Origin of the sequence: Streptomyces sp. NPDC000404, from assembly GCF_040300365.1 — a bacterium.
GTDB lineage: Bacteria > Actinomycetota > Actinomycetes > Streptomycetales > Streptomycetaceae > Streptomyces > Streptomyces ramulosus.
The window spans coordinates 136,630-163,356 of the sequence record NZ_JBEPDN010000009.1 but is presented as its reverse complement, the minus strand read 5'-3'; the positions used below and the strand labels follow the sequence as shown (position 1 = coordinate 163,356).

At 73.0% G+C, this 26,727-nt stretch carries 27 protein-coding genes; 10 read left to right on the top strand and 17 right to left on the bottom strand.

Annotated elements, in window-relative coordinates; all coding sequences use genetic code 11:
* Positions 1-17 precede the first annotated feature (17 nt).
* Entirely contained in the window at positions 18-329 is a 312-nt protein-coding gene (locus ABT345_RS19115; protein WP_345079760.1) for a DUF2563 family protein, read from the bottom strand.
* 382 nt (positions 330-711) lie between these two features.
* Here ABT345_RS19115 and ABT345_RS19110 point away from each other — a divergent pair, with 382 nt between their 5' ends.
* Together ABT345_RS19110 and ABT345_RS19105 are read left to right on the top strand one after the other, a co-directional pair.
* Positions 712-969: an SCO4848 family membrane protein gene (locus ABT345_RS19110; protein WP_345079757.1), complete on the top strand. Its 258-nt coding sequence runs from the start codon at positions 712-714 to the stop codon at positions 967-969.
* A 377-nt stretch (positions 970-1,346) separates the two neighbouring features.
* The gene (locus ABT345_RS19105; RefSeq protein ID WP_345079930.1) at positions 1,347-2,771 is read left to right on the top strand and encodes a D-alanyl-D-alanine carboxypeptidase family protein; all 1,425 of its coding nucleotides are present in this window, start codon (positions 1,347-1,349) and stop codon (positions 2,769-2,771) included.
* A gap of 35 nt (positions 2,772-2,806) precedes the next feature.
* Here the strand turns inward: ABT345_RS19105 and ABT345_RS19100 are convergent, their stop codons facing one another.
* Complete coding sequence (locus tag ABT345_RS19100; protein WP_345079754.1) at positions 2,807-3,820, bottom strand: YihY/virulence factor BrkB family protein; 1,014 nt, start codon at positions 3,818-3,820, stop codon at positions 2,807-2,809.
* Between the two features lie 191 nt (positions 3,821-4,011).
* Here ABT345_RS19100 and dprE2 point away from each other — a divergent pair, with 191 nt between their 5' ends.
* Complete coding sequence (gene dprE2, locus ABT345_RS19095) at positions 4,012-4,767, top strand: decaprenylphospho-beta-D-erythro-pentofuranosid-2-ulose 2-reductase (protein WP_345079751.1); 756 nt, start codon at positions 4,012-4,014, stop codon at positions 4,765-4,767.
* Between the two features lie 193 nt (positions 4,768-4,960).
* Here the strand turns inward: dprE2 and ABT345_RS19090 are convergent, their stop codons facing one another.
* From ABT345_RS19090 to pdxR, 5 genes are all read right to left on the bottom strand, one after another.
* On the bottom strand, positions 4,961-5,542 hold the full coding sequence (locus ABT345_RS19090; RefSeq protein WP_345079748.1) for a 2'-5' RNA ligase family protein: 582 nt from the start codon (positions 5,540-5,542) through the stop codon (positions 4,961-4,963).
* Positions 5,543-5,776: 234 nt separating this feature from the next.
* A complete protein-coding gene (gene trpS, locus ABT345_RS19085; protein WP_345079746.1) occupies positions 5,777-6,790 on the bottom strand; it encodes a tryptophan--tRNA ligase in 1,014 nt (337 codons plus the stop codon).
* A 174-nt stretch (positions 6,791-6,964) separates the two neighbouring features.
* Positions 6,965-8,155: a glutathionylspermidine synthase family protein gene (locus tag ABT345_RS19080; protein WP_345079743.1), complete on the bottom strand. Its 1,191-nt coding sequence runs from the start codon at positions 8,153-8,155 to the stop codon at positions 6,965-6,967.
* 6 nt (positions 8,156-8,161) lie between these two features.
* Entirely contained in the window at positions 8,162-8,521 is a 360-nt protein-coding gene (locus ABT345_RS19075) for a hypothetical protein (RefSeq protein ID WP_345079740.1), read from the bottom strand.
* A gap of 42 nt (positions 8,522-8,563) precedes the next feature.
* On the bottom strand, positions 8,564-10,018 hold the full coding sequence (pdxR, locus tag ABT345_RS19070; RefSeq protein WP_345079737.1) for a MocR-like pyridoxine biosynthesis transcription factor PdxR: 1,455 nt from the start codon (positions 10,016-10,018) through the stop codon (positions 8,564-8,566).
* Positions 10,019-10,065: 47 nt separating this feature from the next.
* Here pdxR and ABT345_RS19065 point away from each other — a divergent pair, with 47 nt between their 5' ends.
* The 4 genes from ABT345_RS19065 to ABT345_RS19050 all read left to right on the top strand — a co-directional run bounded on the left by ABT345_RS19065 (position 10,066) and on the right by ABT345_RS19050 (position 12,519).
* Positions 10,066-10,545, top strand: a complete 480-nt coding sequence (locus ABT345_RS19065) for a carboxymuconolactone decarboxylase family protein (protein WP_345079735.1) — start codon at positions 10,066-10,068, stop codon at positions 10,543-10,545.
* Positions 10,546-10,591: 46 nt separating this feature from the next.
* On the top strand, positions 10,592-11,314 hold the full coding sequence (locus ABT345_RS19060) for an isocitrate lyase/PEP mutase family protein (RefSeq protein ID WP_345079732.1): 723 nt from the start codon (positions 10,592-10,594) through the stop codon (positions 11,312-11,314).
* A gap of 168 nt (positions 11,315-11,482) precedes the next feature.
* Complete coding sequence (locus tag ABT345_RS19055; protein ID WP_345079927.1) at positions 11,483-12,313, top strand: helix-turn-helix domain-containing protein; 831 nt, start codon at positions 11,483-11,485, stop codon at positions 12,311-12,313.
* Positions 12,310-12,519: a DUF397 domain-containing protein gene (locus ABT345_RS19050; protein ID WP_345079729.1), complete on the top strand. Its 210-nt coding sequence runs from the start codon at positions 12,310-12,312 to the stop codon at positions 12,517-12,519. Before ABT345_RS19055 ends, ABT345_RS19050 begins: the two co-directional genes overlap by 4 nt.
* Before the next feature lie 95 nt (positions 12,520-12,614).
* Here ABT345_RS19050 and ABT345_RS19045 read toward each other — a convergent pair whose 3' ends face one another.
* The 6 genes from ABT345_RS19045 to ABT345_RS19020 form a co-directional block, all read right to left on the bottom strand.
* Complete coding sequence (locus tag ABT345_RS19045; protein WP_345079726.1) at positions 12,615-13,607, bottom strand: ABC transporter substrate-binding protein; 993 nt, start codon at positions 13,605-13,607, stop codon at positions 12,615-12,617.
* A 2-nt stretch (positions 13,608-13,609) separates the two neighbouring features.
* The gene (locus ABT345_RS19040) at positions 13,610-15,589 is read right to left on the bottom strand and encodes an ABC transporter permease (protein ID WP_345079723.1); all 1,980 of its coding nucleotides are present in this window, start codon (positions 15,587-15,589) and stop codon (positions 13,610-13,612) included.
* Positions 15,586-15,750 (bottom strand): hypothetical protein, encoded by a 165-nt coding sequence (locus tag ABT345_RS19035; RefSeq protein WP_345079720.1) that lies wholly within the window; start codon positions 15,748-15,750, stop codon positions 15,586-15,588. The genes ABT345_RS19040 and ABT345_RS19035 overlap by 4 nt, the downstream gene beginning before the upstream one ends.
* On the bottom strand, positions 15,750-16,922 hold the full coding sequence (locus ABT345_RS19030; RefSeq protein ID WP_345079717.1) for a quaternary amine ABC transporter ATP-binding protein: 1,173 nt from the start codon (positions 16,920-16,922) through the stop codon (positions 15,750-15,752). Before ABT345_RS19030 ends, ABT345_RS19035 begins: the two co-directional genes overlap by 1 nt.
* Positions 16,922-18,490, bottom strand: a complete 1,569-nt coding sequence (locus ABT345_RS19025; RefSeq protein WP_345079714.1) for a GMC family oxidoreductase — start codon at positions 18,488-18,490, stop codon at positions 16,922-16,924. Before ABT345_RS19025 ends, ABT345_RS19030 begins: the two co-directional genes overlap by 1 nt.
* Before the next feature lie 163 nt (positions 18,491-18,653).
* Positions 18,654-20,156 (bottom strand): aldehyde dehydrogenase family protein, encoded by a 1,503-nt coding sequence (locus tag ABT345_RS19020; protein WP_345079710.1) that lies wholly within the window; start codon positions 20,154-20,156, stop codon positions 18,654-18,656.
* A gap of 200 nt (positions 20,157-20,356) precedes the next feature.
* Between ABT345_RS19020 and ABT345_RS19015 the strand changes: the two genes are divergently transcribed.
* Together ABT345_RS19015 and ABT345_RS19010 are read left to right on the top strand one after the other, a co-directional pair.
* Positions 20,357-21,187, top strand: coding sequence for a hypothetical protein (locus tag ABT345_RS19015; protein WP_345079707.1), 831 nt, complete (start codon positions 20,357-20,359; stop codon positions 21,185-21,187).
* 143 nt (positions 21,188-21,330) lie between these two features.
* Complete coding sequence (locus tag ABT345_RS19010; RefSeq protein ID WP_345079704.1) at positions 21,331-21,939, top strand: Uma2 family endonuclease; 609 nt, start codon at positions 21,331-21,333, stop codon at positions 21,937-21,939.
* Positions 21,940-21,959: 20 nt separating this feature from the next.
* Here the strand turns inward: ABT345_RS19010 and ABT345_RS19005 are convergent, their stop codons facing one another.
* A complete protein-coding gene (locus ABT345_RS19005; RefSeq protein WP_345079701.1) occupies positions 21,960-22,964 on the bottom strand; it encodes a DUF5954 family protein in 1,005 nt (334 codons plus the stop codon).
* 182 nt (positions 22,965-23,146) lie between these two features.
* On the opposite strand from ABT345_RS19005, the gene ABT345_RS19000 reads away from it, so the two are divergent.
* Positions 23,147-23,356 (top strand): DUF5988 family protein, encoded by a 210-nt coding sequence (locus ABT345_RS19000; protein ID WP_345079698.1) that lies wholly within the window; start codon positions 23,147-23,149, stop codon positions 23,354-23,356.
* A 199-nt stretch (positions 23,357-23,555) separates the two neighbouring features.
* On the opposite strand, the gene ABT345_RS18995 is transcribed toward ABT345_RS19000, so the two are convergent.
* Genes ABT345_RS18995 through ABT345_RS18985 form a run of 3 tightly spaced genes read right to left on the bottom strand, consistent with a single transcriptional unit; the run spans position 23,556 to position 26,702 of the window.
* A complete protein-coding gene (locus ABT345_RS18995; RefSeq protein ID WP_345079695.1) occupies positions 23,556-24,530 on the bottom strand; it encodes a serine/threonine kinase C-terminal domain-containing protein in 975 nt (324 codons plus the stop codon).
* Positions 24,527-24,898, bottom strand: coding sequence for a hypothetical protein (locus ABT345_RS18990; RefSeq protein WP_345079692.1), 372 nt, complete (start codon positions 24,896-24,898; stop codon positions 24,527-24,529). Before ABT345_RS18990 ends, ABT345_RS18995 begins: the two co-directional genes overlap by 4 nt.
* Positions 24,885-26,702: an AbeC-like domain-containing protein gene (locus ABT345_RS18985; protein WP_345079689.1), complete on the bottom strand. Its 1,818-nt coding sequence runs from the start codon at positions 26,700-26,702 to the stop codon at positions 24,885-24,887. The genes ABT345_RS18990 and ABT345_RS18985 overlap by 14 nt, the downstream gene beginning before the upstream one ends.
* Positions 26,703-26,727: the final 25 nt, after the last annotated feature.

Here is a 26,727-nt window from a genome sequence, read left to right as displayed (position 1 = left end):
GCCCTCGCACCCCGAGGTCAGCTACTCATCGATGCCTTCGTCTCTTGCTCCCGGTCGTCGTATGCACCGTGGCTGCGCTCGGCTTTCCCGCTGAAGTCCCGGATGAGGTCCTGGAGGGCGGTGATGACCTGTGTCATGTAGTTGTGCATCTCGTCGTGCGCACTGCTGAGATCATGCGCCTCGTCGAAGTCGACACCGAATGCGGACTTGGGGATGACCGTGCTGTATTTGATCTTCTCGTTCGGCTCGTCCATGTCGGCCTGCAGGTGCTTGAGCCGGCGCACGACCCCGTCCAGCTCGTCGAGATCGACTTGGAACTTCTCGCTCACAGTGACCACTCCCCCGTTGTCCTGCATTTCGTGCCCGGCTGAGCTTCTCTAAGGGCAGCGTAAAGAGTGTCAATACTAGGGAGTTAGGGTCCGCTCGGGCAACATCGAAAGTCCTGATGTGTCCGATTTAGCGCCAGATGACGCCACGCTCTGTAGAGGTGTTGTTACCAAGTCGAGGCAACCTTCCGCGCGGTCGGTACATCGAGGTGGACGCTCGGCGCCCGAGGCCGAAGGGGCCGGTCAACTCGGCTCTCCCGGTGGTGAAGTGGGGGCCCGGAGGAGCGGAGGCCGCATCCGTCGCTCCCGTCGGCACCTCGACGGTAAAGCGCGGGGCGAGGGCGGGATACTGGAAGTCCCTTCGCCTTAGTAAAGGAGCTTGTCCGTGAAGCTCAGCCGTTCCGTTTCGTGGTTCCTGCTCGCCTTCGGGGTGTGGTCGTGGGTGGTGTGGGTCACCTTTGTCAAGAACCTGGTCAAGGATGCCAGTGGGCTCGCCTTTGACGGGGCGGGGAATCCGACCGGGTATTTCTGGGTGCATCTCGTGTTGGCGATTACCTCTTTCCTTCTGGGAACGGCGATCGGTGTGATCGGTTTCCGTGGCGTGCGGGCGCATGCGCGGCTGCGGGATGAGGAGAACGCGTAGCGGTCCGGGACCGTTGCGGCGCGTCTTCGGACGGTGCGCCTTCGGATGGCGCGTCTTCGGACGGTGCGCCTTCGGATGGCGTGTCTTCGGACGGTGCGTCTTCGGATGACCAGGGGCGCAACCCGGTGGGCGTGCGTGTCATCCAACAGGGAGGCGACAGCGGCGGCACCGGTCCGGACTGATCTTCCGCCTGGTCGCCGTCCTGTGTCGAGTGACCGCGGAAAGGTGATCCAGTGAGCCGGTTTCAGAGCCCCGGGGCGGACGAGGGCCGGGGCCCGGGGCGGGAGGACGTCGCGGAGGCCCGTACCGGGGCAAGAATTCGCAGGGTGGCGGGCGGCGGCGCAGGGGCGGCGGGTACGTTCGCAAACGTGTCGATGATGTCCTCCTCCTCGGTCCCCTCGCCCGCGCCTCGTGGTGCCTTCCGCCGGGGCGCCGCGTCCGCGCCCGCCGGCGCCCGTCCGGGTTCGGCCGGTGCCCCGGGCGGTGCGGTCCCGGGCCCCCGTACGGCGCCCGCCTCCGCGCCCCGTGTCCCCGCCCCGCGTGGCCGCCGGGCCGTCTCCGCGCTCGCCCTGTCCGCGCTGCTGGTGCCGCCCGTGGTGGCCGGCGGCCACGCCGCGTACGCCGCGGACGGTGACGGGGCGAAGCAGCCGAAGGAACCCGCGCCACCTGCGGTGATGTCGCGGGTCGGGGGTGAGCGGCTGGGCGTGCCCGGTGTGCAGGTGCAGCTGAGGGACGGGGCGCCGAAGGTGCCGAAGGAGATCTCGGCGCGGTCGTGGATCGTGTCCGACGCGGAGTCCGGTGAGGTGCTGGCGGCGAAGAACCCGCACTGGCAGCTGCCGCCGGCCAGCACGTTGAAGATGCTGTTCGCCGATACGGTTCTGCCGAAGTTCCGCAAGGACGAGAAGTACACGGTCAAGCCGGCGGATCTGGAGGGCATGGGCGCGGGCAGCAGCCTGGTCGGGATAAAGGAGAACCTGACGTACACCGTCCACGACCTGTGGCTCGGGGTCTTCCTGCGGTCCGGCAACGACGCGGTGCACACGCTCTCGGCGATGAACGGCGGCACGGAGGCGACGGTCGCGGAGATGCGGCAGCGGGCCAAGGACCTGAACGCCGTCGACACCCATGTCGTCACGCCGGACGGCTACGACGCGCCGGGCCAGGTCTCCAGCGCGTACGACCTGAGCCTGTTCGCGCGCGCCGGGCTGCAGAACGCCGACTTCCGGGAGTACTGCTCGACGGCGAATGCGCAGTTCCCCGGGGACAAGGACAAGAACGGCAAGCGGACGTCGTTCGGGATCCAGAACACCAACCGCTTGCTCAGCGGCGATTACGGCCTCGAGCCGTACCCGGGGATCGCCGGGGTGAAGAACGGCTACACGACGCACGCCGGGAACACGCTCACCGTCGTCGCCCAGCACGGGGCGCGGAAGCTGCTGGTCACCGTCATGAACCCGGCGAAGCAGGAGCGCAACGAGGCGTACAAGGAGGCCGCGGCGCTCTTCGACTGGGGGTTCTCGGCGGCGGGCAAGGTCGAGCCGGTCGGGCGGCTGGTCGGGCCGCGGAGCGAGGAGGGGGACGCGACGGCCGCCGGGCACCACGGCGCCGGTGGCGACGACGGCAAGTCCGGGAAGGGCCAGGATTCCTCCGCGCTGGAGGCGACCGATTCGTCGGGCGGTGCGTGGACGGCGGTCGCGGTGGCCGGCGGTGCGCTGGTCGCGGTGGGGGCGGTGGCCCTGGTGGTGCGCCGGCGCCGACCGCTGCCGGAGGCGGTACGGCGGGGGTCGCGGCGGCGTCGGTGAGGTGAGGAAGTGGGGCGGGGCGGCCGGCGGGACGGTCACCCGGTCGGAGTGGTCGGGGGCCCGCCAGGCTCCGCCGGCTTCCCAGCCTCGGGCCCGCCCGGCTCCGCCGGCTTCCCGGCCTCGGGCCCGCCCGGCCTCGTCGGCTTCCCGCCGTCGTCCGCCCCGTCCGCCGGCTGCGGCTCCGTCCCCGCCGGTTCGTCCTCCGGGTGCTGCGTGGCCGTCCATGCCGCGCAGAAGACCAGGAGCTTGGCGGTGAAGTTGATCCACAGGAGGAGGGCGACGGGGGTGCCGAAGGCGCCGTACATGCTCTTGGCGGCGACGCCCTGGAGGTAGCCGCTGAGCAGCAGTTTCAGGAGTTCGAAGCCGACGGCGCCGATGAGTCCGGCGGTGAGGAGGGCGCGGCGCGGCGGGCGGACGCCGGGCAGCCGGGTCAGGACGTAGATCAGCAGCAGGAAGTCGGCCAGGACGGCGATGCAGAAGCCGGCGGCGGTCAGCAGGGCGCCGCCGGCGCCGCCACCGCCCAGCCCCACGCTGTCGGCGGCGCGGCCGACGGCGGCGGAGGCGAAGACGGAGCAGGCGACGGAGAGCAGGGCGACGCCGCCGAGACCGATGAGGACGGCGCCGTCGCGGAGCTTGCCGAGGAAGAAGTTGGTGTCGTCGTCCGCCCGCTCCCAGACGGCGCGCAGGCAGTCGCGGAGCGCCTGGATCCAGCCGATGCCGGTGAAGAGCAGGGCGGCGCCCGCGATGAGGCCGACGGTTTTGGCGTTGTCGACCAGTGCGCCCAGGTCGAGTTGGCCGGAGATGCCGGGGATCTGGGCGGCGAGCCGGGTCTCCAGGGAGTGGAGTTGGCTCTGGCTGAGGACGGCGGCGCCGATCGCGGCGCCGACGGTGATCAGCGGGAAGAGCGCGACGAAGCTGGTGAAGGTGATCGCCGCGGCCAGCCGGGTCCAGTGCACCCGCTGTATCCGGGTCCAGGCCCGCCACAGGTGAGTGGTCATCAGCCAGGTCACCGCCGGTCCGATCAGCGGCAGCCTGCTCAGCCAGTCCATGGCGTTCCCCTCGTAGCGCGTCGTCGGGCCGGGTGATCCGGAACCTTAGCGTCCGCATACCCCGTCAGCGGATGCCTACGGGTGGCGGTTGCGGTGCGGTGTACGGAGGCGGCCACCCGTTCGGGCGAGACGTGGTCGGGGCGGGCGGTTCGGACGACTAGTAGGGATGTCACACCGTCTACGGTCGCGGCATGAACGACGCCTGTGGGAGCCCGCGGTCGCTGCTGGTGCTCGGCGGGACCTCCGAGATCGCCCTGGCCACCGCGGCGCGGCTGGCCGCCCGCCGCACCCGGACGATCTGGCTGGCCGGGCGCCCGTCGCCGGGCCTGGAGGAGGCGGCGGACCGGCTGCGGGCGTACGGCGCGCGGGTGCGGACCGTCGCGTTCGACGCGCTGGAGACGGCCGGCCACCGGGAGACGCTGGAGGCGGTCTTCGCCGAGGGCGAGCTGGACGTGGTGCTGCTGGCGTTCGGCGTGCTCGGCGACCAGCCGCGCGACGAACGCGACACCCGGCACGCGGTCCGGCTCGCGCAGACCAACTACACCGGCGCCGTCTCCGCCGCCCTCATCTGCGGCCAGGAACTGCGATACCAGGGCGGTGGCTCGCTGGTCGTGCTGTCCTCCGCCTCGTCCGAACGGGCCCGGCGCTCGGACTTCCTCTACGGATCGAGCAAGGCGGGTCTGGACGCGTTCGCGCAGGGGCTCGGCGACGCGCTGCACGGGGCGGGGGTACACGTCATGGTCGTGCGGCCGGGCCGGGTGCGGACGCGGATGACGCCGGAGCTGGCGCCGGCGCCGCTGGTGACCACGCCGGAGGAGGTCGCCGAGGCGGTCGAGGCGGGGCTGCGGCGCAGGTCGGAGGTGGTGTGGGTGCCGGGGAAGCTGCGGTATGTGATGGCGGCGGTGCGGCATCTGCCGCGGCGGACGTTCCGGCGGTTGGCGCTGTAGGCGCGAGGGGCGCGGGGCGCGGCCGCCTCGTGCGGGCCGGGGTGCGGCCGCCTCGTACGGGCCGGATCGCGATGGCCCTCGTGCGGCCGGGGACCCCGAGCGGTGGGCCCGGCGCCGCGGGGCCCGCGTCCTCACCGCCGTAGGACCGTCGTGCGGCCGTCGTGCCGCCGCCGTGCGCCCGCCGCGCGTCCGTTCAGCAGGAAGGGGCCGGGGGCCGCGTCAGATTTGCCTGGCGGGGGACGGTCACGGGGCGGGGGCCGAAGGGGTACTCGCGCTCCAGGCGCCAGACCGCGTCGGCGCCCTGCTCGTAGAGGGCGAAGCCGCCGATGGTCCAGGTGGCGCGGAAGTCGCGGAGTTCGTGCTGGGCGCGGTCCATCGCGGCGTCGTCGAGGTGGTGGGCGACGGTGACGTGCGGGTGGTACGGGAACTGCAGTTCGCGGGCGCAGGGCCCGCCCGCGGCGCGGACGCGGGCCTGGAGGGCGGCGCAGCCCTCCTCGCCCTCGGCGACCTTCACGAAGACGACGGGCGACAGCGGGCGGAAGGTGTCGGTGCCCTCCAGCCGCAGCGGGAAGGGGCGGCAGCCCGCGGCGACCTCGGCGAGGTGCCGTTCGACGGCGGGCAGCGCCGCCCGGTCCACCTCGGTCGGTGGCAGCAGGGTGATGTGGGTGGGGATGCCGTGTGCGGCGGCGTCGCCGAAGCCTTCGCGCTGCCTTTGGAGGTAGCTGCCGTAAGGCTCCGGGACCGCGATCGAAACGCCCAGCGTTACGGTCCCCACTGAGTTCTCCCTCCACTGTGTGCGCGGTGCCGGCGGCCGCCCCGCAGGGGGCCGCACGGCGGGGTGCGCCGCTTCGTCCGAGGCGTCGCACCGTGACCAGTGTGACGCGTGTGGGCACCGCCGGGCGGCGGTGCGGGCCCCGGGCGGGCGGGGCGGGGCGGCCGGCGGGGCCGCTTTCGGTGGTCCGTCCGGGGGCCGCCGGGCCGGTGTACGACCGGCCCGGCGGGGTGCCGGTCAGCGAGCGGCGGGGAGGAATCCCAGCCGGTCATAGGCGGTGGCCAGGGTCTCGGCGGCCACCGCGCGGGCCTTCTCGGCGCCCTTCGCGAGGATCGCGTCGAGCGTCGCCGGGTCGTCGAGGTAACCCTGCGTACGGTCCCGGAAGGGTGTGACGAAGTCGACCATGACGCCCGCCAGGTCGGTCTTGAGGGCGCCGTACATCTTGCCCTCGTACTCCTTCTCCAGCTCGGGGATGCCGGTGCCGGTGAGGGTGGAGAGGATGGTGAGGAGGTTGGAGACGCCGGGCTTGGCCTCGCGGTCGAAGCGGATGACGGTGTCGGTGTCCGTCACGGCGCTCTTGATCTTCTTCGCGGTGGCCTTGGGGTCGTCGAGGAGGTCGATGATGCCCTTCGGCGAGGACGCCGACTTGCTCATCTTGATCGACGGGTCCTGAAGATCGAAGATCTTCGCGGTCTCCTTGACGATGTACGGGTTGGGGACCGTGAAGGTGTCGCCGAAGCGGGCGTTGAAGCGGTCCGCGAGGTCGCGGGTCAGCTCCAGGTGCTGGCGCTGGTCCTCACCGACCGGGACCTGATCTGCCTGGTAGAGCAGGATGTCGGCGACCATCAGCACGGGGTAGGTGAACAGGCCGACGGTGGTGCGGTCCTGGCCCTGCTTGGCGGACTTGTCCTTGAACTGCGTCATCCGCGACGCCTCACCGAAACCGGTGACGCAGTTCATCACCCAGCCGAGCTGGGCGTGCTCGGGCACATGGCTCTGCACGAAGAGGGTGCACTTCTCCGGGTCGAGCCCGGCGGCGAGCAGCTGTGCCACCGCGACGCGGGTGTTCTGCCGCAGCGTGGCGGGGTCCTGCGGGACGGTGATCGCGTGCAGGTCGACGACCATGTAGAAGGCGTCGTGGGACTCCTGGAGCGCCACCCACTGGCGGACGGCACCGAGGTAGTTGCCGAGGTGGAACGAGCCTGCGGTGGGCTGGATGCCGGAGAGCACCCGCGGGAGATCGTGAGCCATGCCGTCGATTGTCTCAGGTCCGGGAAACTCTCCCGCGCGAGGTCGGCGGCGGGCGGCGGCACCCGGGGCGCGCGGGCCCGTCCGGCGGGCGCGGGGGCGTACTCCGGGGACCGCGGGGCGTGCGGGGAGCGCGGCGGGAGGGCGGGCCGGGATCCCGCGCCCGCCCCCGCGCCCTCAGCGGATCACATGCGGCAGGAACCGCGCGTACTCGTCCGTGATCAGCCCGGACGATTCGCGGATGCCCAGCCCCGCCGCCTCGTTCTCGACGACCCAGGCGCCGAGGACGGTGCGGTTGCCGTCGAAGTCCGGGAGCGGCGCCAACTGCTGGTAGCAGCAGCGGTCTTCGGGCTCGCGCGGCGCCGCCGGGGCGCCCGGCGGGTGGAGGGTGACGCCCTCGCCCTCGCGGCCCAGCAGCGGCTTGGCGGCGTAGCCGGTGGTGGCGGCCAGCTCGCGGGGGCCGTCGAGGTAGGCGGGGAGGAGGTTGGGGTGGTCCGGGTACAGCTCCCAGAGGATGGCCAGCAGCGCCTTGTTGGAGAGCAGCATCTTCCAGACCGGTTCGATCCACAGCGTGGTACCGGTGCCGCCGCCGTTGTCGAGGGTGTCCAGGACGTGCGGTCCGAAGGCGTCGGTGGTCAGCCACTCCCAGGGGTAGAGCTTGAAGCAGGCGCGGATGAAGCGCAGCCGCTGGTCGACGAAGCGGCCGGTCAGGCCGTCCCAGCCGATCTCCTCGACGGGGATCGCGACCGTCTCCAGACCCGCCTGGCGGGCGGTCTCCTCCAGGTAGGCGACGGTCATCAGATCCTCGCCCAGCTCGTCCCCGGCGGAGTGCGCGAAGTGCAGCGGGGCACCGGGCGGGAGCAGCGGGGCCTGGCGTTTCCAGGCGTCGACGAGGCGTTCGTGGAGGGAGTTCCACTGGTCGGCGCCGGGGAAGCGTTCCTCCATCCAGAACCACTGCGGGCTCGCCGCCTCCACCAGCGAGGTCGGCGTGTCGGCGTTGTACTCCAGCATCTTCGCCGGGCCGGTGCCGTCGTAGTGCAGGTCGAACCGGCCGTAGAGGGAGGGGAGTTCGGCGCGGCGGTGCCAGGACTCGGTGATCAGTTCGGCGACGCGCGGGTCGCGGACGCCGAGGTCGGCGAGGCGGCCGTGGGTGACGAGGTGCTCGGCGGCGGCCAGGCACATCGTGTGCAGCTCCTCGACCGTCTCCTCCAGCGCCTCGACCTCGGGCAGCGTGAAGGAGTAGTAGGCGCTCTCGTCCCAGTACGGGCGCAGCTCACCGTCCGGGTAGCGGGTGAGCGGGTAGATCAGGCCCTGCTCCTCGACGGTCTGCTGCCAGCCGGGGCGCGGGGTGAGGGTGTGGCGCTGCACGCTCGCTCACCCGCCGCTGGAGCCGGAGTGGCCGAAGCCGCCGCGGCTGACCGAGCCGCCCTTGCTGAAGGAGCCGTCGCCCGCGTAGGAGCCGGACTTGCCGGAGCCGCCGTAGTACCACTGACCCTTGACGGACTGCTTGCCGGTGCGGCGGTTGCCGGTGCCGTAGTGGGACGAGGTGTCGCTGCCGGGGCTGCAGTACTTGGCGTCGACGACGCGGTAGCCGCGGGCGGCGTCGTAGCTGTTGCGGTCCACGCAGCGCTTGTCGGGCTCCGAGCTGCAGGCGGTCAGCGTCGCGGCGAGGACGCCCATGCCGCCGAGGATCACCGTGCCCGAGCGCAGCCGGCGGTGTGCTTTTTCGGCCATCTTCCGTCTCCCCCGTGGAGCAGTAGCAGGAACATGCCAACCCTAGTGGGTGCCCGCGGCGGGGTCGGGGGGCAGGGCCCGTAGCAGGGCCTCCAGGGCGCCGCCGAAGGCGTGTTCCGGGGGTCGGCCGTACGGGACGACGAGGCCGTCGCGGGCGGGCATCGCGCGGGCCGCCGGGTCGCGGAAGGCGTTCAGCCCGTTCAGTACGAGGCCCTGCCAGCGGGCCGCCTCGATCATGGACTGCTCGGTGCCGGGCGGGAGTTCGAGGACGGCGTGCAGCCCGGCGGCGATGCCGGAGACCTCGATGTGCGGGGCGTGCGCGGCGAGGGCCGCCACCAGACGGTCGCGGCGCCGCCGGTAGCGCAGCCGCGAGCCGCGCACATGGCGGTCGTAGCCGCCGCAGGTCATGAACTCCGCGAGGGTGAGCTGGTCGAGGGCGCCGGACTGCCATTCGCCGCCGCTCTTGACGGCGAGGACGGGGTCGACGAGGCGGTCGGGCAGAACCAGCCACGCCAGCCGCAGCGCCGGGGCGAGGCTCTTGCTGGCGGTGCCCAGATAGACCACCCGGTCCGGGTCGAGGCCCTGGAGCGCGCCGACCGGCTGCCGGTCGTAGCGGAACTCGCCGTCGTAGTCGTCCTCCAGGATCCAGCCGTCGTGCGCCACGGCCCAGTCGAGGGCGGCGGCGCGGCGGTCGGGGTGGAGCGGGACGCCGGTGGGGAACTGATGGGCCGGGGTGAGCAGGGCCGCCGACAGCCCCTGGTGCGAGGGGAGTTCGGCGGTGCGGGCGCCGAGGGCGTCGACGGTGAGGGGGACGGTGCGCAGGCCACCGCGGGTGAGGACGTCGCGGTGGAAGCCGAGGCCGTAGCCCTCGGTGGCGACGGCGGGGGCGGCGGCCGGGCCGCCGGCGGCCGTCAGCGCGCGGGCGACGAGGGCGAGGCCCTGCATGAACCCGGCGCAGATCACGATGCGGTCCGGGTCGGCGCGGACGCCGCGGACCCGGGCGAGGTAGTCGGCGAGGACCGTGCGCAGTTCGGGGCGGCCCTGCGGGGTGCCGTAGCCGAGCGCGTCGTTCGGGGCGGCGTTCAGCGCCCGGCGGGCGGCGGCGAGCCAGGCGGCGCGGGGGAAGGCGGAGACGTCCGGGGTGCCGGGGGTGAGGTCGAAGCGGGGCGCGGGGCGGCCGGTGGGCGGGGTGCGGCGGGCGGGCACCGGGCGGGGCGGGGTGCGGTCGGCGATACGGGTGCCGGAGCCCTGGCGGGCGCTGAGCCAGCCCTCGGCGACGAGGTCGGCGTACGCCTCGGCGACGGTGTTGCGGGCGATGCCGAGGTCGGCGGCGAGGGTGCGGGAGGAGGGCAGGCGGGTGCCGGGGGCGAGCCGTCCGGTGCGGGCCGCCTCGCGCAGCGCCCGTATGAGGCCGGCCCGCAGGCCGCCCGGTCCGGCGAGGTCCAGATGGAGGTCGCGGCCGAAGGCGTCCCAGGAAGTGGCCCAGGAATTGTCCATGGAAGTGGACCATACGCGAGAGCCATTGCGGTCGTAGATTCGGTGCCATGACGACCACGAACACCACCGAGAACCCGACCGCCCACGCCCCCCGGCTGCGGATGGCCGAGCTGGCCCCCGAGGTCTACAAGTCCATGATCGCGCTGGACGCGGCCTCCCGTAAGGGCATCGACCCGGCCCTGGCCGAGCTGGTCAAGATCCGCGCCTCGCAGATCAACCACTGCGCGTTCTGCCTGGACATGCACACCAAGGACGCCCGCAAGAACGGCGAGAGCGAGGAGCGGATCTACCTGCTCAGCGCCTGGGAGGAGGCGGCCGGTTTCTTCACCGAGAAGGAGCAGGCGGCGCTGGCGCTGACCGAGGCGGTGACCGTCCTGACCGACGGTTTCGTGCCGGACGCGGTGTACGCGCGGGCCGCGGCGCACTTCGAGGAGGCCGAGATCGCCCAGCTGATCTCGCTGATCATCACCATCAACGCGTGGAACCGCATCGCGGTGACCACCCGGATGGCCCCGGGTCAGGTGTGAATCCGGTGGCCGCGGGGTTGACGCCCGCCCGGCCCGGCGGCGCGCCGTGCTGACCGGCGCCGCCGCGCTGCGCGCGCTGCACCACGGGCCCGGGCTGCCGCTGGTGCTGCCGGGCCCGTGGGACGCGGGCAGCGCGAAGGTCTTCGCCGACGCCGGGTTCCCGGCGCTCGCCACGCCCAGCGCCGGGGTGGCCGCGTCCCTCGGGTACGCGGACGGCGACGTCCCGCCGGACGAGATGTTCGCCGCGATCGGCCGGATCGCCCGAGCGGTGGACGTGCCCGTCTCCGCCGACGTCGAGGACGGCTACGGGCTCGGCGCCAAGGAGCTGGTGGCGCGGCTGGCCGAGGCGGGCGCGGTCGGCTGCAACCTGGAGGACGGCGACCGCGCCTCGGCCGGGCTGGTCGACGCGGAACGCCAGGCCGAGCGGCTGGCACAGGTCCGCGCCGAGGCGGGCGACGCGCTGGTGATCAACGCCCGGATCGACACCTACGTCCGCGGCGCGGGCGGGACGGCGGAGACCGTGCGGCGCGGGCGGCTCTACGCGGCGGCCGGGGCGGACTGCGTCTATCCGATCCTGGCTCCCCCGGCGGACCTGGCGGCGCTCGCCGCCGGAATCGGCCTGCCGCTCAACGCACTGGCCACGCCCGACGGCCCGTCCCCCCGAGAGCTGGGCGCGCTCGGCGCCTCCCGCGTCACCTTCGGCCCGGGGCAGCAGCGCCGGGCGATGGCGGCGGTGGCGGCCGCGGCGCGGGAGCTGCGGGGCGTATGACGGGGGCGGGGCCGGGACGACCTCCCGGCCCCGTACGGCCGCGTCCTGTTCGGTCACGAGAGCACCCCTTAACTCCTGGCAGTGACTCCACCACCAGTGAGGCTCGCCGTGCCCTGCAGTCGGGCCATCCTCAACTTGCGCCGCTCAATGGGGGAGTTGATTGTCCAGGTGGTCAACCGCAAGGAACTGGACCCCGAAAGGTCACCCGCAGCGCGCTTCGGGCAGCTGCTCCGCGCACTGCGGGACGAGCACGGCTGGACGCAGGACGAGCTGGCGGAGCGCATGGGGTGCTCCGGTACGCACATTTCCGCCGTCGAAACCGGGCGCCGCCCGCCAACTCCCCATTTCGCGGTGAGCGCTGACAGGGCCCTCGGCGCGGGAGACCGGCTGCAACGCCAGGCGCGGGCCGTGCGTTACACCGCACTCATCGAAGGGTTCCCGGAGTACGTCACGCATGAGGCGAGAGCCGCGGAGATCAGGCTGTACGAGGTAGGCGTCATCCCCGGGCTGCTCCAGACACCGGAGTATGCGGCGGCGCTGGAAGCGGACGCGGTACGGCGGGAGGCGATCACCCCTGAGCAAGCCGACGAGCGGGTTGATCTGGTGGCGCAGCGGCAAGCCGCCCTCATGCGGTCGCCGTCGCCGCTGATCCTCGCGGTGCTCGACGAGGGATGCGTCCGCCGTCCGATGGGCGCGCCCGCTGTCATGGCTGCCCAGTTCGCACGCCTGCTGGAGTTCGCCGAGCTGCCGAACTCCGTATTGCAGATTGCGCCGTTCTCCATGGGAGCGCGCAGACCGTTCAGCCTGCCCGTCACCCTGCTCACGATGCCGGACCGCTCGCTGATGTCCTACGCGGAGTCCACGCACCGGGGCCATCTCGAACGGGAAAGTTCGTTCGTACTGCCCATACTGACGGCCTACCATCAGCTACAGGCCGAAGCGCTCTCCCAGGCGGAATCCGTGGCCATGATCGAGCAGTTGCGAAAGGGCTCCCCGTGACGACCGAATCCCCCCGTTGGTTCAAGTCCTCCTACAGCGGCAACGGCGGCCAGTGCATCGAGGTCGCCGCCAACCTCGCCGCCGCGCGCGGCATCGTCCCCGTCCGTGACTCCAAGGACCCGCACGGCCCGGCCCTCGCCTTCCCCGCCGCCGCGTTCTCCTCCTTCGTGGCAGGCGTCAAGGACGGGCAGTTCGGCACCGTCTGATCCATCGGCGCACCCTGAGAACGATCCGGGGCACGGCCCGCGTCCCCGAAGGGATACGAGGCCGCGCCCCGGATGCGTTCACCGGCCGTCGGCGGTCACTTCTTCGGCACCCACTTCTTCCACACGTCCGGGTGCTTCTTCACCCAGCGCTCGGCCGCCTCGTCGGCGGTCAGGCGGTCCGCGGCGATCATCTCGGAGACCTCGTTCTGGTTGTCCTTGGTCCAGTGGAAGGACTTCAGGAACTTCGAGGCGGCGTTGCCGCTCTTCGCGAAGTCGGTGTTGAAGAACTTCTTCAGCGGTGTCGTCGGATAGGCGCAGTCGATGGTCGACGGGTCCTTCGCGCCCTTCTCCGCGCACGCGTCGGTGTACTTCGGCAGCTTCACCTCGACCATCGGGACCTGGTTGAAGAGCCACTGCGGCTCATACCAGTACGTCAGGAAGGGCTTCTTCTCCTTGGCGAACTGCTGGATCTGGGTGATCTGCGCCGCCTCGGAGCCGGCGAAGACGACCTGGTAGTCCAGGCCGAGGTTCTTCACCAGCGCCTTGTCGTTGGTGACGTAGGACGGCGAGCCGTCCATCAGCTGGCCCTTGTTGCCGCTCTCCGGGGTGCGGAGCTGCTTCGCGAACTTGTTGAGGTTCTTCCAGCTGGTGACCTCGGGGTGCTTGTCGGCCCAGTACTTGGGGACGAACCACCCGATGTGGCCGGTGACGCCGTTGCCGCCGCCGTCCGTGATCGTCTTCTTGTCCTTGACGTAGCGCTGCTCCTGGTCCGGGTGGCCCCAGTCCTCCAGGATCGCGTCGACGCGGCCCTGGCTGAGCGCGTCCCAGGCGGGGATCTCATCCACCTGGACGGTGTCGACGTGGTACCCCATCTCGTGTTCGAGGAGGTACTTGGCGACCGCGACGTTGGACTGCGCGCCGATCCAGGTCTGGACGGAGAGCGTCACGGACTTGGTGCCCTTGGCGGCGGCGAACGGCGACGCCTGCTTGGTCATGTCGGCCTTGCCGCAGCCGGACAGCGCGAGCAGCGCCGCCCCCGCCAGCAGCGAGGCCCCGGCCGTGGTGCCGATCTTGCGGATACGGGACATGGTCAGGCTCCCTTCGCGGCGCGGCGCTGGGTGGGCTGGGTGACGCGGTCGAGCATCAGGCCCAGGCAGACGATGGCGACGCCCGCGACGAGGCCGAGGGCCAGATCGCCGGTGGCGAGGCCGGTCACGACGTCGTAGCCGAGGGCACCGCCGCCGACCAGACCGCCGATGATGACGACGGCGAGGACGAGGACCACGCCCTGGTTGACGGCGAGCAGCAGCGCCGGGCGGGCCAGCGGGAGCTGGACCTGGCGCAGGATCTGCCAGCGGGTGGCGCCGAGCGAGGTCGCCGACTCCATCGCCGCCGGGTCGACCTGGCGCAGGCCCTGGGTGGTGATGCGGATGACGGCGGGCAGCGCGTAGACGACCGCGGCGGCGGCGGCCGGGGCGCGGCCCACGGCGAACAGCGCGACGACCGGGATCAGGTAGACGAACTGCGGCATGGTCTGCATGACGTCCAGGACCGGGCGGAGGATCGCCTCCAGGCGCTTGCTGCCGGCCGCGAGGATGCCGGTGCCGACGCCGATGACCAGCGTCACCACGAGCGCGGCGAGCACCTGCGACAGGGTGTTCATCGACGGCTTCCACACGCCGAGCACGCCGATCGCGGCCATCGCGAGGACGGCGGTCAGCGCGGTGCGCCAGGTGCCGATCAGCCAGGCCAGCGCGCCGACGATGAGCAGCACCGCGTACCAGGGCAGGGCGGTCAGGCCGTCGCGCAGCGGGTTGAGGACCCAGTTGGTGAAGTGCGCGGCCCAGTCGGCGGTGCCGCCGACGACGGGGACGCCGGAGTAGAGGTGGTCGACCATCCACTCCTTGGCGTCGTTGACGGGCCGGGCGATGGCGACGGTCGCGCCGGTCGGCCAGACGGTGGAGCCGGCCAGCCGTCCGGCGGCCACGGCCGCGGCGGTGACGGCGGCGACGCCGGCCCAGCCGCGCCAGCCGCGCAGCAGGGCGGGTCCGGTGGCGCCCGCGGCCCCGGCCTTCTCGCCCGCCGCGGCGGTGGTGCGGTCCATGACGATGGCGAGCAGCACGATCGGGACGGCGGCGGCCAGGGCCGCGCCGACGTCGACGGAGGCGAGGGCCTGGTAGACGCGGTCGCCGAGACCGGCGGCGCCGATCATCGAGGCGATCACGGCCATGGACAGCGCCATCATGATCGTCTGGTTGAGGCCGAGCAGCAGCTCCTTGCGGGCCAGCGGCAGCCGGGCGGTCAGCAGCCGCTGCCGTCCGGTGGCGCCCAGCGAGGTGACGGCCTCCAGGACACCGGCGTCCGCGCCGCGCAGCCCGAGGGCCGTGAGCCGGGCCATCGGCGGCGCCGCGTAGACGACGGTGGCCAGCAGCGCGGCGGGCACGCCGATGCCGAAGATCAGCACGACAGGCAGCAGATAGGCGAAGGCCGGGAGCACCTGCATGGTGTCCAGGACCGGGCGCAGCAGCCGGAACATCCGGTCCGACAGCCCGCCGGCCAGGCCCAGGAGCGCGCCGACGACGACCGAGGCGATGACCGCGACGATCATCAGCGCGAGGGTCTGCATCGTCGGCACCCACATCCCCAGCACGCCGCTGACCAGGAAGGACAGCAGGGCGGTGGCGGCGATGCGCCAGCCGGCGACGCGCCAGGCGACGAGGGTGACGCCGGCGGTCACGCCCGTCCAGCCCAGTGCGAGCAGCACCAGGTAGACGCCGCGGACGGAGAGGACGACGGCGTTGGAGAGGTGGCCGAGGAAGTAGACGAACAGCGGGTGGCTGTCGCGGTTGTCGATGATCCAGTCGCTGGCGCTGCCGAGCGGCTTGGACAGATCGACGGTCAGCGCCTCGGGCCACGCCCCGCCGGACCACTTGGCGTGCAGCAGCGGGACGAGGACCGCGGCGACGACGGCGAGCAGCACCAGCTTGGCCAGTGAACGGTGGCGCAGCAGGGCCTTCAGCGGGCCGGCGGACGAGGCGTCGGGCGCGGTGGTGACGGTGGCGGCACTCATGCGCGGCCCCGTTTCACGGTGCCGGCCGGCACGTTCATGGCGGCGGCGCGCTGCGCCTCGCGCCAGTGCCGCCGCAGCGCGGCACGCAGCCGCGGCAGCACGGGGGTGTGGGGGACGCGGGCGCCGCGCAGGGCGACGCCGTGGGGGGTGGCGGGGTACATCAGGCGGCCACCTCGGTGCGGGCGCCGTCCATCCGGGCCACGACGTTCAGCAGGCAGGCGTGGTCGACGATGCCCAGGCAGCGGCCGTTCTCGGCGACGCGGACGGCGCCGCCGGAGCGGGCGACGGCCTCGATGGCGTCGGAGATGAGGGTGGTCGGCGCCAGCGCCGGGCCCTGGTCGGCCTCGCCGTCCTCGGCCGGGCGCATGGCGCGGCGGACGGTGAGGACCTGCTCGCGCGGCACGTCGCGGACGAAGTCGCGGACGTAGTCGTCGGCCGGGGAGCCGACGATCTCCTCGGGCGTTCCCAGCTGGACGATCTCGCCGTCGCGCATCAGGGCGATGCGGTCGCCGACGGTCAGCGCCTCGGCGAGGTCGTGGGTGATGAAGACCATCGTCCGGCCCTCCTCGCGGTGCAGGCGGACGACTTCCTCCTGCATGTCGCGGCGGATGAGCGGGTCGAGGGCGCTGAACGGCTCGTCGAACAGCAGGATCTCGGGGTCGACGGCGAGGGCGCGGGCGAGGCCGACGCGCTGCTGCTGACCGCCGGAGAGCTGGCCGGGGCGGCGCTTCTCCAGTCCGGCGAGGCCGACCTTCTCCACCATCTCGGCGGCCCGCTCGCGGCGTTCGGCCTTGCCGACGCCCTGGATCTCCAGGCCGTAGGCGACGTTGTCGAGGACGGTGCGGTGCGGCAGCAGACCGAAGTGCTGGAAGACCATGGCGGCGCGGCGGCGGCGCAGGTCGCGCAGGGTGGTGCGGTCCATGCCGAGGACGTCCTCGCCGTCCATCTCCAGGGTGCCGCCGGTCGGCTCGATGAGCCGGGTCAGGCAGCGCACGAGGGTGGACTTGCCGGAACCGGAGAGGCCCATGACGACGAAGACCTCGCCCTTGCGGACGTCGAAGGAGACGTCGCGGACGGCGGGCGTGCAGCCGGTGCGCTCGCGCACCTCGGCGACGCTCAGGCCGGTCAGGGTGGCGTCGTCGGGGATGCGGTCGGCCTTGGGGCCGAAGACCTTCCACAGGTTGCGGGCGGAGAAGACGACGTCGCGGTCGGTGCTCTCCTCGCCGGCGGCAGGGGCGGGGACGGGGGCGGGGACCGCCGGGGCCTGGGCCCCGGCGTCGGTCCCGGCGTCGGCGGTGGCTATGCCGGAGGCGTCGGCGGCGGTGGCAGCCATCAGGCATCACCTCCCTGGGCCGGGGCTTCCTGAAGCAGTTCGGCGGCCTTCTCCCCCAGCATCAGGACGCCGATCATCGGGTTGACCGCGGGCATCGTCGGGAAGACCGAGGCGTCGGCGATCCGCACGTGCGACAGACCACGGATCTTCAACTCCGGGTCCACGACGGCGAGTTCGTCGTCCTTGGCGCCCATCTTGCAGGTGCCGGCGGGGTGGTAGACGGTGTGCGCGGCCTTGCGGACCAGCTCGCTGATCTCCGCGTCGTCGGTGACCTCGGGGCCGGGGAAGACCTCGCGCTTGAGCCACTTCTTGAACGGCTCGGCCTCGGCGACCTTCCGCGCCAGCTTGATGCCGTCGACGAGGGTCCGGCCGTCGTAGTCCTCGTCGTCCTCGAAGTACTTGAAGTCGAGGGCGGGCTTGACCTCGGGGTCGGCCGAGGTGAGGTAGAGGCGGCCGCGGGCGCGGGACTTGGGGATGTTCGGGGTCATCGAGACGCCGTGCTCGGGGCGCTCGTAGCCCAGTCGCTCCGGGTTGTCCGTGAACGGGATCTGGTAGAAGTGGAACATCAGGTCGGGACCCTTGTGGTCCGCGTCGCGCTTGATGAACAGGCCCGCGTCGGAGTCCATCGCGGAGTTGCCGGGCAGCGGCCCGTTGGTCTCCCAGACGATGACCGACTCCGGGTGGTCGATGAGGTTCTCGCCGACGCCCGGCAGGTCCAGGACGCAATCGATGCCCAGCGCCTCCAGGTCCTTCTTCGGGCCGATGCCGGAGAGCATCAGCAGCCGCGGGGTGTCCACCGCGCCGGCGCAGAGCAGCACCTCGCGCCCGGCCTCGACGAACAGCTCCTCGCCGTCCTTCGTACGGGCGTGGACGCCGGTGGCGCGGGTGCCGTCCAGCTCCAGCTTGTCGACCCAGGTCTCCAGCAGCAGCGTGAGGTTGGGGCGGTCGCCGGCCTCCATGTGCGGGTGGAGGTAGGCGACGGAGGCGGAGGAGCGCTTGTTGTTCTCCGGGTGGTACGAGAGGTCGAAGAAGCCGACGCCCTCGTCGAAGGGCTGGTCGTTGAAGCCGACGACCTCGGGCACGTCCAGCGCGGTCTTGACGGCCTCGACCCAGTCGGTGGCGATGGCGTTCTGGTCCTTCTTGGCGACCCGCACGATGTTGTTGCGGAGCTTGCCGAAGTAGGGGTCCATCTTCGCGGCGCCCCAGCCGGTGGCGCCCGCGGCCTCCCACTCGTCCCAGTCGGACGGCAGCGGCTTGAAGGAGATCAGCGTGTTGTGCGAGGAGCAGCCGCCGAGGACCTTGGCGCGGCTGTGCAGGATGTGCGAGTTGCCGCGCGGCTGCTCGGTGGTGGTGTAGCCGTAGTCGAGGTCGCCGCCGAGCAGGCCGAGCCAGCGGCGCAGCGTCAGCACGTCCTCACGGTCGATGTCGGTGGGGCCGCCCTCGATGACGACGACGCTGACGTTCGGGTCCTCGGTCAGCCGCGAGGCGATCACCGATCCCGCGGTACCGCCGCCGACGATGACGTAGTCGGCCGTGACGGTGCGGGCTGCGGAGGAAGACGGGGGCATACGGGTACTCCTTCGTGCACAGTGCCTGAGCTGCTGCGTGGGGGGTGCGGTGCCGCGGAGGGGTGGGCGGCGACGCGGGGCGGGGGCGGCCCCGGGCGGCCGGGGCCGGGCCCCGGCGGGGCGGCGGGCGGCCGTCGGGGACGCCGCCCGCCGTGCGGCCTGATCAGCCGCCGAACCAGCGGACCGGCTCGGGCCGGAGGTTCTCGTAGATGTGCTTGGACTCGCGGTACTCGTCCAGACCGGACGGGCCCAGCTCACGGCCGATGCCCGACTTGCCGAAGCCGCCCCACTCCGCCTGCGGGAGGTAGGGGTGGTAGTCGTTGATCCACACGGTGCCGTGGCGCAGCCGGGCGGCGACGCGGCGGGCGCGGGCGGAGTTGCCGGAGAAGACCGCGCCGGCCAGGCCGTACTCGGTGTCGTTGGCGAGCGCGACGGCCTCGTCCTCGGTGGTGAAGGTCTCGACGCTGAGGATCGGCCCGAAGGTCTCCTCGCGGACCACCTTCATCTCCCGGTGGCAGCCGTCGAGGACGGTCGGGGAGTAGAAGTAGCCGGTCGCCGGGCGGATGTCGCTGGGCTCGGGGCGGGAGCCGCCGCTGCGCAGCTGCGCGCCCTCGGCGAGCGCGGAGGCGACGTACGCCTCGACCTTGTCCAGCTGCTGCTGGGAGACGAGCGGGCCGCACTCGACGCCGTCCTCGGTGCCGCGGCCGAGCTTGATCTTCTCGGCGCGGCGGGCCAGCTCGCTGACGAAGCGGTCCTTGACGGACTCCTCGATGATCAGGCGGGCGCCGGCCGAGCAGACCTGGCCGCTGTGGATGAACGCGGCGTTCAGCGCCTGGTCGACGGCGGTGTCGAAGCCCTCCTCGGTGGCGCAGGCGTCGGCGAAGACCACGTTGGGGTTCTTGCCGCCCAGCTCCAGGGCGATCTTCTTGGCGCCGGAGACCGCGGCGGCACCCGCCTTGGTGCCGCTGACCAGGCCGCCGGTGAAGGAGAAGAGGTCGACGTCCGGGTGGTCGGCGAGGCGCTGGCCGACCGGCACGCCGGCGCCGGTGACGATGTTGGCGACGCCGTTCGGCAGACCCGCCTCGGCCAGCAGCTTCACCAGGTGCACCGTCGACAGCGGGGTGACCTCGCTGGGCTTGATGACGAAGGTGTTGCCCGCGGCGAGCGCCGGGGCGATCTTCCAGCTGGCCTGGAGCAGCGGGTAGTTCCACGGCGTGATCAGCGCGCAGACGCCGACCGGCTCGTGGACGACGACGCTGTGCACGTCCGCGGAGCCGGCGTCGACGACCCGGCCGCCGCTCTCGTTCATGACGGTGTCGGCGAAGTAGCGGAAGGCGTTGGTGACGTCGTCGACGTCGACCCGGCCCTCCTCCAGCGTCTTGCCGGTGTCGCGGCTCTCGATGAGCGCGATCTCCTCGCGGTCGCGCTGGAGCAGGTCGGCGACGCGGCGCAGCAGGGCCGCGCGCTCGGCGACCGGCGTGGCGGACCAGCTGCCGTCGTCGAAGGCGCGGCGGGCCGCGGCCACCGCCGCGTCGGCGTCCTCCGCGCCCCCCTCGGCCACCAGCTGGATCACCGTGGCGTCGGCGGGATCGAGGACCTCCCGCGTGGCGCCGGATGCGGCGGCGCGCCACACCCCGTCTACGTGAATGGTCTCGCTTGCCGACACGCTGTTCTGCCTTCCGTTACCGATCTTTCTTCCACTGGTTCACACCAGCAACGGGGACCCCTCCCCGAAACCTCTACAGCTATGCCCAACCATTCGCTGAAAGTGGCCCGAGTCACTCAATGTGCGGCCGAATGTCCCCATACGTACCCTGAATAGCCGTACGTCCCCACGTACGGCTCCCTCGGTGCGGAGGTCCATGGATGATCAGCAGACGCCGAACCGCCACCGGCATCACCGCCCTGACCTGCGGCGCGGCCCTTCTGGGCGGCCTCGCGGGCACCGGAAGCGCGCAGCCGCGCGACTCCGGGGGCGAGGGGGATCTGGCGGGAAAATCCGCCGAACAGATCTCGGAGCTGGCCCGCAAGGAACTGCTCGCGGCGACCTCGCTGCGGCTGCGCACCAGCACCAGCGTCGACGCCACCCGCCTCGACGTCACCATGAACCGCTCCGGTGACTGCACCGGCGCCGTCAGCAAGGGCCGCTACGGCAAGGTCGAGCTGATCAAGCACGGCCGGCAGGTCTGGCTCAAGCCGGACGACGCGTTCTGGAAGGGCCAGCTCTCCGCGGACGCCGCCGCCTCCGTGATCGCCCGCGTCAAGGGCCGCTACCTGCACGGCACCACCGACGACCCGCTCCCCGCGAGCATCGCCGCCGCCTGCGACCTGGCCGCCTTCCAGAAGCAGACCGCCGGCTCCGGCAGCCCCGAATCCCCCACCCCGACCCCGCCGGGCGCCTCCCCCCAGCCGAAGCTCACCCTGTCCAAGGGCGAACCGACCGTCCAGGAGGGCACCCGCGTCCTGCCCATCCTCAAGACCCGCGGCGGCGCCCGCCAGACCCTCTACGTCGCCATCGACGGCAAACACGTCCCCCGCCGCCTCACCGCCGAGGTCGACCACCAGACCGCGACGATCCTCCTCAGCAACTACGGCACCCACGTCTCACCGAAGACCCCGGCCGCCGCCCGGACGATGGAGATCACCGAGGTCGAGGACCAGCTCCCGGGGGCGAAACCGCCGCCCCAGAAGACGTGAGGGAGGGACGGGGGCCGCGCCAACTCCCTCTCCCCGTACGCAAAGAGGAACGTTTTTCGCACGTACGCACGTAACGCACCCCCGCGCGTGTCGTTGGACCGTGCGGCTGCCCGCGCCGCGCGGCAGCGGGGAGGAGCGGCACGATGACCATCAGCCTCGTACGGACCGACGTAATCGAGACCGACAGGATCGACATGCCCCAGTTCGGCGACCTCAGCTTGGACGAGCTGTTCGGGCGCCTGGAGAAGATGCCAGTCCCCGAGGGCTACAAGGTCGAGATCGTCGAGGGGACCGTTTTCATGTCGCCGCAGCGGGATGCGCACTGGGAGATCATTCTCATCATCATCGAGGCGCTGCGGGACCGTTACCCGAGAAACCGGGTGAAGTCCGACGTCCGGATCGATTTCCCCGGGCATATGAACGGCTTCGCCTCCGACGTGGTGGCGCTCACCGCCGACGCCGAGAAGGACGCCCACGGCCGCTGGCGCCACCAGGACATCGAGTTCGTCGCCGAGGTGGTCGCTCGGGGCACCGGGGTCAACGACTACGGCCCCAAGAAGACCGCCTACGCGCGGGCCGAGGTGCCGGTGTATCTGATCGCCGACCCGTACACCGCCCGCTGCCGGGTCTTCACCCACCCGCAGGACGGCGACTACAAGAGCGACCTCACCCTCGCCTACGGCGAGCCCGTCGACCTGACCGGCACGGTCGTCGGCATCACGCTCGCCACCGAGGACTTCCCCCGGGACTGACCGCTCCCCGGGGCCCTGCCTCAGCTCCGGCCGCGTTCCGGGGCGCCGTCGGGCTGCCGGGCCCGTTCCGCGGACGGGGTGTCCGGGTCCGGGTCGGAGGGGCGCGGGCCCTCCGGGCCGTCCGGGCCGATGCGGACCAGCCGTTCGACGCGTACCACCTTGAAGCAGCGGCCCGGACGGCCCTCGACGCGCACGTCGTTGCCGGGCCGCCGGGCCAGCCGGTCGCCGGCCCGCTCGTACGCCTCCCGCTCCGCGCCGGCCAGTTTGAGGGTGACGGGGGCGAGGACGCGCAGCCACATCGTCAGCGCGTCGCGGGCGTCCTGCGGGGTGTCGCAGGACGCGGTGTGCGCCTGCCACTCGCCGCCGGTGCGCTCGGCGACCATGAACGCCGCCGGGAGCAGCACCCCGCCGGGATGGCTGACCGCCGCCCGCCGCTCGTCCCGCTCGACGTCCGGCGGCGCCGAGCCCTCCGCCCGGACGAACTGCAGCAGATCGAGCTTGAGGACGCCGTCCGACATGCCCGTGCCGACCGCCGGATCGATGATGAAGCCCTTCGTCCGGCTTGGGCGGCAGGCGTCGCCGCACATCGCCGGGTCCGGGTCCGAGGGGCGCGGCGGCTCGGGCCCGTCGGGGCCCATCCGGACGAACTCCTCACAGCGGACGACGCGGTACCGCTCCCCCAGGACGGTCAGTTCGTCGGGCCGCTCCCGCTCCAGACGGGCGGCGGCCGCCAGATACGCGGGCGCGTGCGCCGTGCGGGCGGAGTGCCGGGCCCGCCGCCGGAACTCCGCGGCCAGCGCGTCCCGGGCGGTCTGCGGCCCGCTGCCACCGACGCACCGCACCTCCCAGCCGCCCTCCTCCCGCTCGCGCGCGGCGCAGAAGACCGGGCCGCCCGTGCCCAGGATCTCCGGATAGCGCTCCCGCGCCCGCCACGCCTCCTCCTCGGACAGCTCCGCCACCGGGCCGTCCTGCGCGGTGACCCGGATGGTGCGGTACGCGGGGACTTCCTCACCGTCTTCCGTCATGCCCGCAGTGTGAGCAGCGGGCCGCCCGTAGGGCGTCGGGTCGGCGGGCAAACCACCTGTGGGGGTGGTGCCGGTGCCCGGCCGGAAAGCGTCCGCCGTCCGTGCGCCCGTCGCCGCCCCGGCGCGTACCGCGTCGGCGTGGTGCCGCCCGGCGACGGCGGGCCCGGGACGACAATCCGGGCATGGCTGACACGGAGACGAAGGCAGTGCTGAGCGGCGGGCCCGCCGACTTCCCGGAGCGGATCGTGCCGATCGAGCCACCGGGACCGGAGATCAAGATCGCCTGGCGCAACGGCTACGAACACTTCCGCGCCACCGGCCGGCACGAGGAGACGGAGGAGGGCCGGCTGCCGGTCTACGAGTGGTGGGAGCGGACCGAGCTTCCGGGGTGAGCGGCGGGCCGGACGCCCGGCGGCGGACCACCGGGCTCAGTGGCCGGGCGGGCCGCCGCGCCCGGCCCGCCATCAGGGCGTACGCCCGTCACGCCGTCGAGCGCCGGGCGTATGCCGTGTCGTCAGGATCCGGGCCCGGCGCCCGGCGTCCGCCACGTCGTCGGGCGCCGGGCGGACGCCCCTCACTCAGGCGTGTCACTCAGGCGTGCGGGACGAACGCGTTGAGCGCCGCCCGGAGCGTCGTCTCCTGCTGCGGCCAGTCGGTGGCGGGGCCGCGGACCAGGACCGCGAACTGCCGGCCGTCGTCGGTGGTGAACGCGCAGTCCACCACCTGCACCCGCTCGCCCAGCTGCGCGCTGTCGTAGGCGTAGACCAGCTTGGCGGCGTCCGGGGAGGGCGCGCCGTCGCCGAAATCGCCGCGCTCGATCTCGGTGTAGCCGGGGTTGCCCGCCAGGTTCTTCGCGGCGGTCGCCAGGGAGTGGCGGGGCGTCTCGTCCGGCTCGCGTATCTCGAAGACCTGCACCAGCCCGCGCTCGTCCGGCGAGGTGTAGAACTCGCCGTCCGTACGGGAGTCGTGCTGCCACTCCTCCGGTACGGCGAGGGTGAAGTCCTTCTCGGTGTTGTGGACGAGATGGAAGCCCTCGGGGAGACCGGTGCCGGTCGGCGACGGCTCGGTGGGCTCCGCGGGCAGCTCCGGGTACGACGTCCGGCTGCTCGCCGCCGTGGTGGGCGCGGCGGGCTTCGCGGCGGGCGCGCCGTGCTGTCCCCACAGCAGCCAGCCGCCGCCGAAGCCCAGCCCGATGACGGCGACCGCGGCGCCCGCCGCCAGCGCGACCGTCCGGCGCGAGGAGCGGCGCCCGGCGACCGTCGGCCGCTCGTCCCACGCCATGCTCCCCGGGAGCGCGTCCAGCGCGGCCTGACCGGGGTACGGAGCGGGGTCCGGGGCGGCGGGCGGCGGAGCGGCCGGGGCGGCCGGAGCCGCGGGCGGGGGCGTCCCGGTGCCGTCCGGTGTGCCGCCGCCCGCCGGCGCCGGCGGCGTGGCCGGGGCGGGCGGCGGGGTCCAGGCCGGGCGGGGCGGCGGCGGGCCGGTGTAGGGCGCGGGCGGCGGGGCGCCGTCGTCCCACTGCTGCGTCTCGCTGTTCCAACGGGCGGCGCCACCGCCGTGTGCGGTCATCCGCCCACCAGCCCGGCGACGGCCTCGGCGACCGCCGCTCCGGAGGCCAGCAGTCCGACGACGGAACCGGCGTCGGCGAGCGCGGTCCGCAGCCGGGCCAGCCGCCCGGCGCCCGCCGCGCCCTGTGCCTCGATCTCCGTCTCGGTCTCCGCCAACTCCCCGCCCAGCGCCTCGATCTGCGGCGTCGTCACCGCGCGGGCGAGGTCCTGGCGCAGTTCCCGGACGGCACGCAGCAGCTCCTCGTGCGCCGGGTCGGTGGCCGGGACCGCGCCGTTGTTCTGGGTGACGGTGTTGTTGTTCCCGATGGCGAGGGCACCGTTCACGGTGCCGATGCGGATGCCCTGGCCCTGGTCGTCAGCGGTTGCCACGTGTGGCCCCTTCCGTGGGCGCGCCACCGCGCCGGTCGTTGTGGGTGACGGTGTTGTGATCGCCGATGCCCACCGCTCCCTGGGCGGACTCGATGTAGACGCCGCCCTCGGCGACGTTGACCACGCGCTGTTCGAACTCCTCGGTGACGTACCCGGCCTCCCGCAGCGCGGTGGTCACCCCGGCCGCGACCCGCTGCTGGACGGTCTTGAGGTACCGGGCGGCGTCCATGTCCTGGAAGAGCGAGGCGTCGCCGTACGAGCCCAGCTCCCGCACCGAGAGGCCGGGGCCCTCGGGCAGCGCGGCCGCGTGGCCGCCGGTGGCCAGCCGCCACACGGAGCGCAGCCCCCGCGCGAGGGTGGCGACCGCACGCCCCCCGGCGCGCGGCGTGCCGGTCAGCGCCCGCAGACCCCGGACGACGGGGTGGAGGTGCGCCTCGTGGTGGGCGAGGCGGTCGGCGTCCTGGAACTCCTGCCGCACCGGCCACAGCACATGCGGCGCGACCTCCAGCATCAGCATGCCGCCCTGGGTGTGGACCCGGACGAAGACCGTCGTCACCAGGCCCTCGTGCCAGCCGCCGATCCGGATGCGCAGGAAGTGGCGGCGGGTCTCGCCGCCCTCCTCGACCGCCTCGGCGCGGTGCCGGGCCAGCTCCGCGGGGGCGTACGGGGCCGCGGCGCGCGCCGGGATGCCGTCCGCCGGCAGGAAGACGCACTCATCGGCCTCCAGCTCCCGCAGCCGGTCCCGGACCACGGCCCTGGCCTGCGGCGAACGGTACGCCGAGGGCACCCGCAGCGCCTCGACCAGGGGGACGATGCGCTCCAGGAACGCGGCGTTGTCGAGCTGCCGGACCTCGGCGTCCTTACGGGGCCGCAGCTCCACCGAGAGCGACCAGGTGCCGTACGCCTCCCCGGCGCCGCGGAACGGGTCGCCGGGCCGGTACATCACCAGCTGACCGTGCTGCTCGGTGCGGATCCGCGCGCGCAGCCGCTGGAAGCGGGCGCCGGTGTGCTGCTCGGCCGGGTCGCGGTGCAGGTCGGGGAAGCGGGTGCGGGACAGCTCCTCCTGGAGGACGCGGGCGGTCCGGTGGCGCTGCAGGGCGACGAGGGCGGCCACGGCGACCGGCAGCAGCAGCGTGACCCACATGTGGAAGGCGTTCGGACCGGACGAGGCGCTGTCGTCGAAGGCGCCGGACTCGGTCCAGCCGCTCGACTCGGTGCCCTCGACCCCGAAGCTGGAGTAGCTGCTACCGGACGACCACGGCAGGAGCCATTCCAGCAGGGACACAGTGGCACCGAACGCCCCGGCCACCAGGAACACCGCGATCCAGGCCGCGCTGAACCGTCCCCACCAGCGGAACAGGAACGCGATACCGGCCGCCAGCCAGTACGGCAGCGGCAGCCGCCGCACGAACCTGCCGAGGCCCAGCAGCACCACGGGCCAGGCGTAGAGCATGGTCAGGCCGTACGAGAGCGGGACGGAGGCGAGCCACAGGCCCAGGAGGGCGGCGGCCCAGCCCAGTTCGAGGCGGCGGGCGCGCAGGGCGTGGGCGAGGACGCGGGCCGCGTCGATGCCCAGGGACGGCGCCGCGAACCGCTCCTCGTGGACGTACAGCTCCTCGATGACGGCGTCGCGGTAGGCGCCGTCCAGGTAGGTGCCGGCGCACAGCAGGCGGGTGGCCTCGCTGGCGGCGGGCGGGACGGAGGCGGGCGGTGGCGCCCCCGGGGGCGGCGGCGTGGCCGGCCCCTTGTCGAAGGATGTCCGGTCGTGGTCGCCCGGCTGGGCAGGCACGTTCGTCTGACTCACCGCTCTTCCCCCCAAGCGCGGTCCG

Coding starts and splice junctions, on each gene's coding strand:
- ABT345_RS19005 (WP_345079701.1), bottom strand. CDS start 22,964: ATGACGGAAGACGGTGAGGAAGTCCCCGCGTACCGCACCATCCGGGTC.
- ABT345_RS18995 (WP_345079695.1), bottom strand. CDS start 24,530: ATGACCGCACACGGCGGTGGCGCCGCCCGTTGGAACAGCGAGACGCAG.
- pdxR (WP_345079737.1), bottom strand. CDS start 10,018: ATGGACAATTCCTGGGCCACTTCCTGGGACGCCTTCGGCCGCGACCTC.
- ABT345_RS19000 (WP_345079698.1), top strand. CDS start 23,147: ATGGCTGACACGGAGACGAAGGCAGTGCTGAGCGGCGGGCCCGCCGAC.
- ABT345_RS19100 (WP_345079754.1), bottom strand. CDS start 3,820: ATGGACTGGCTGAGCAGGCTGCCGCTGATCGGACCGGCGGTGACCTGG.
- ABT345_RS19035 (WP_345079720.1), bottom strand. CDS start 15,750: ATGTACCCCGCCACCCCCCACGGCGTCGCCCTGCGCGGCGCCCGCGTC.
- dprE2 (WP_345079751.1), top strand. CDS start 4,012: ATGAACGACGCCTGTGGGAGCCCGCGGTCGCTGCTGGTGCTCGGCGGG.
- ABT345_RS19040 (WP_345079723.1), bottom strand. CDS start 15,589: ATGAGTGCCGCCACCGTCACCACCGCGCCCGACGCCTCGTCCGCCGGC.
- ABT345_RS19025 (WP_345079714.1), bottom strand. CDS start 18,490: ATGCCCCCGTCTTCCTCCGCAGCCCGCACCGTCACGGCCGACTACGTC.
- ABT345_RS19030 (WP_345079717.1), bottom strand. CDS start 16,922: ATGGCTGCCACCGCCGCCGACGCCTCCGGCATAGCCACCGCCGACGCC.
- ABT345_RS19105 (WP_345079930.1), top strand. CDS start 1,347: ATGTCCTCCTCCTCGGTCCCCTCGCCCGCGCCTCGTGGTGCCTTCCGC.
- ABT345_RS19015 (WP_345079707.1), top strand. CDS start 20,357: ATGATCAGCAGACGCCGAACCGCCACCGGCATCACCGCCCTGACCTGC.
- ABT345_RS19065 (WP_345079735.1), top strand. CDS start 10,066: ATGACGACCACGAACACCACCGAGAACCCGACCGCCCACGCCCCCCGG.
- trpS (WP_345079746.1), bottom strand. CDS start 6,790: ATGGCTCACGATCTCCCGCGGGTGCTCTCCGGCATCCAGCCCACCGCA.
- ABT345_RS19010 (WP_345079704.1), top strand. CDS start 21,331: ATGACCATCAGCCTCGTACGGACCGACGTAATCGAGACCGACAGGATC.
- ABT345_RS19045 (WP_345079726.1), bottom strand. CDS start 13,607: ATGTCCCGTATCCGCAAGATCGGCACCACGGCCGGGGCCTCGCTGCTG.
- ABT345_RS19075 (WP_345079740.1), bottom strand. CDS start 8,521: ATGGCCGAAAAAGCACACCGCCGGCTGCGCTCGGGCACGGTGATCCTC.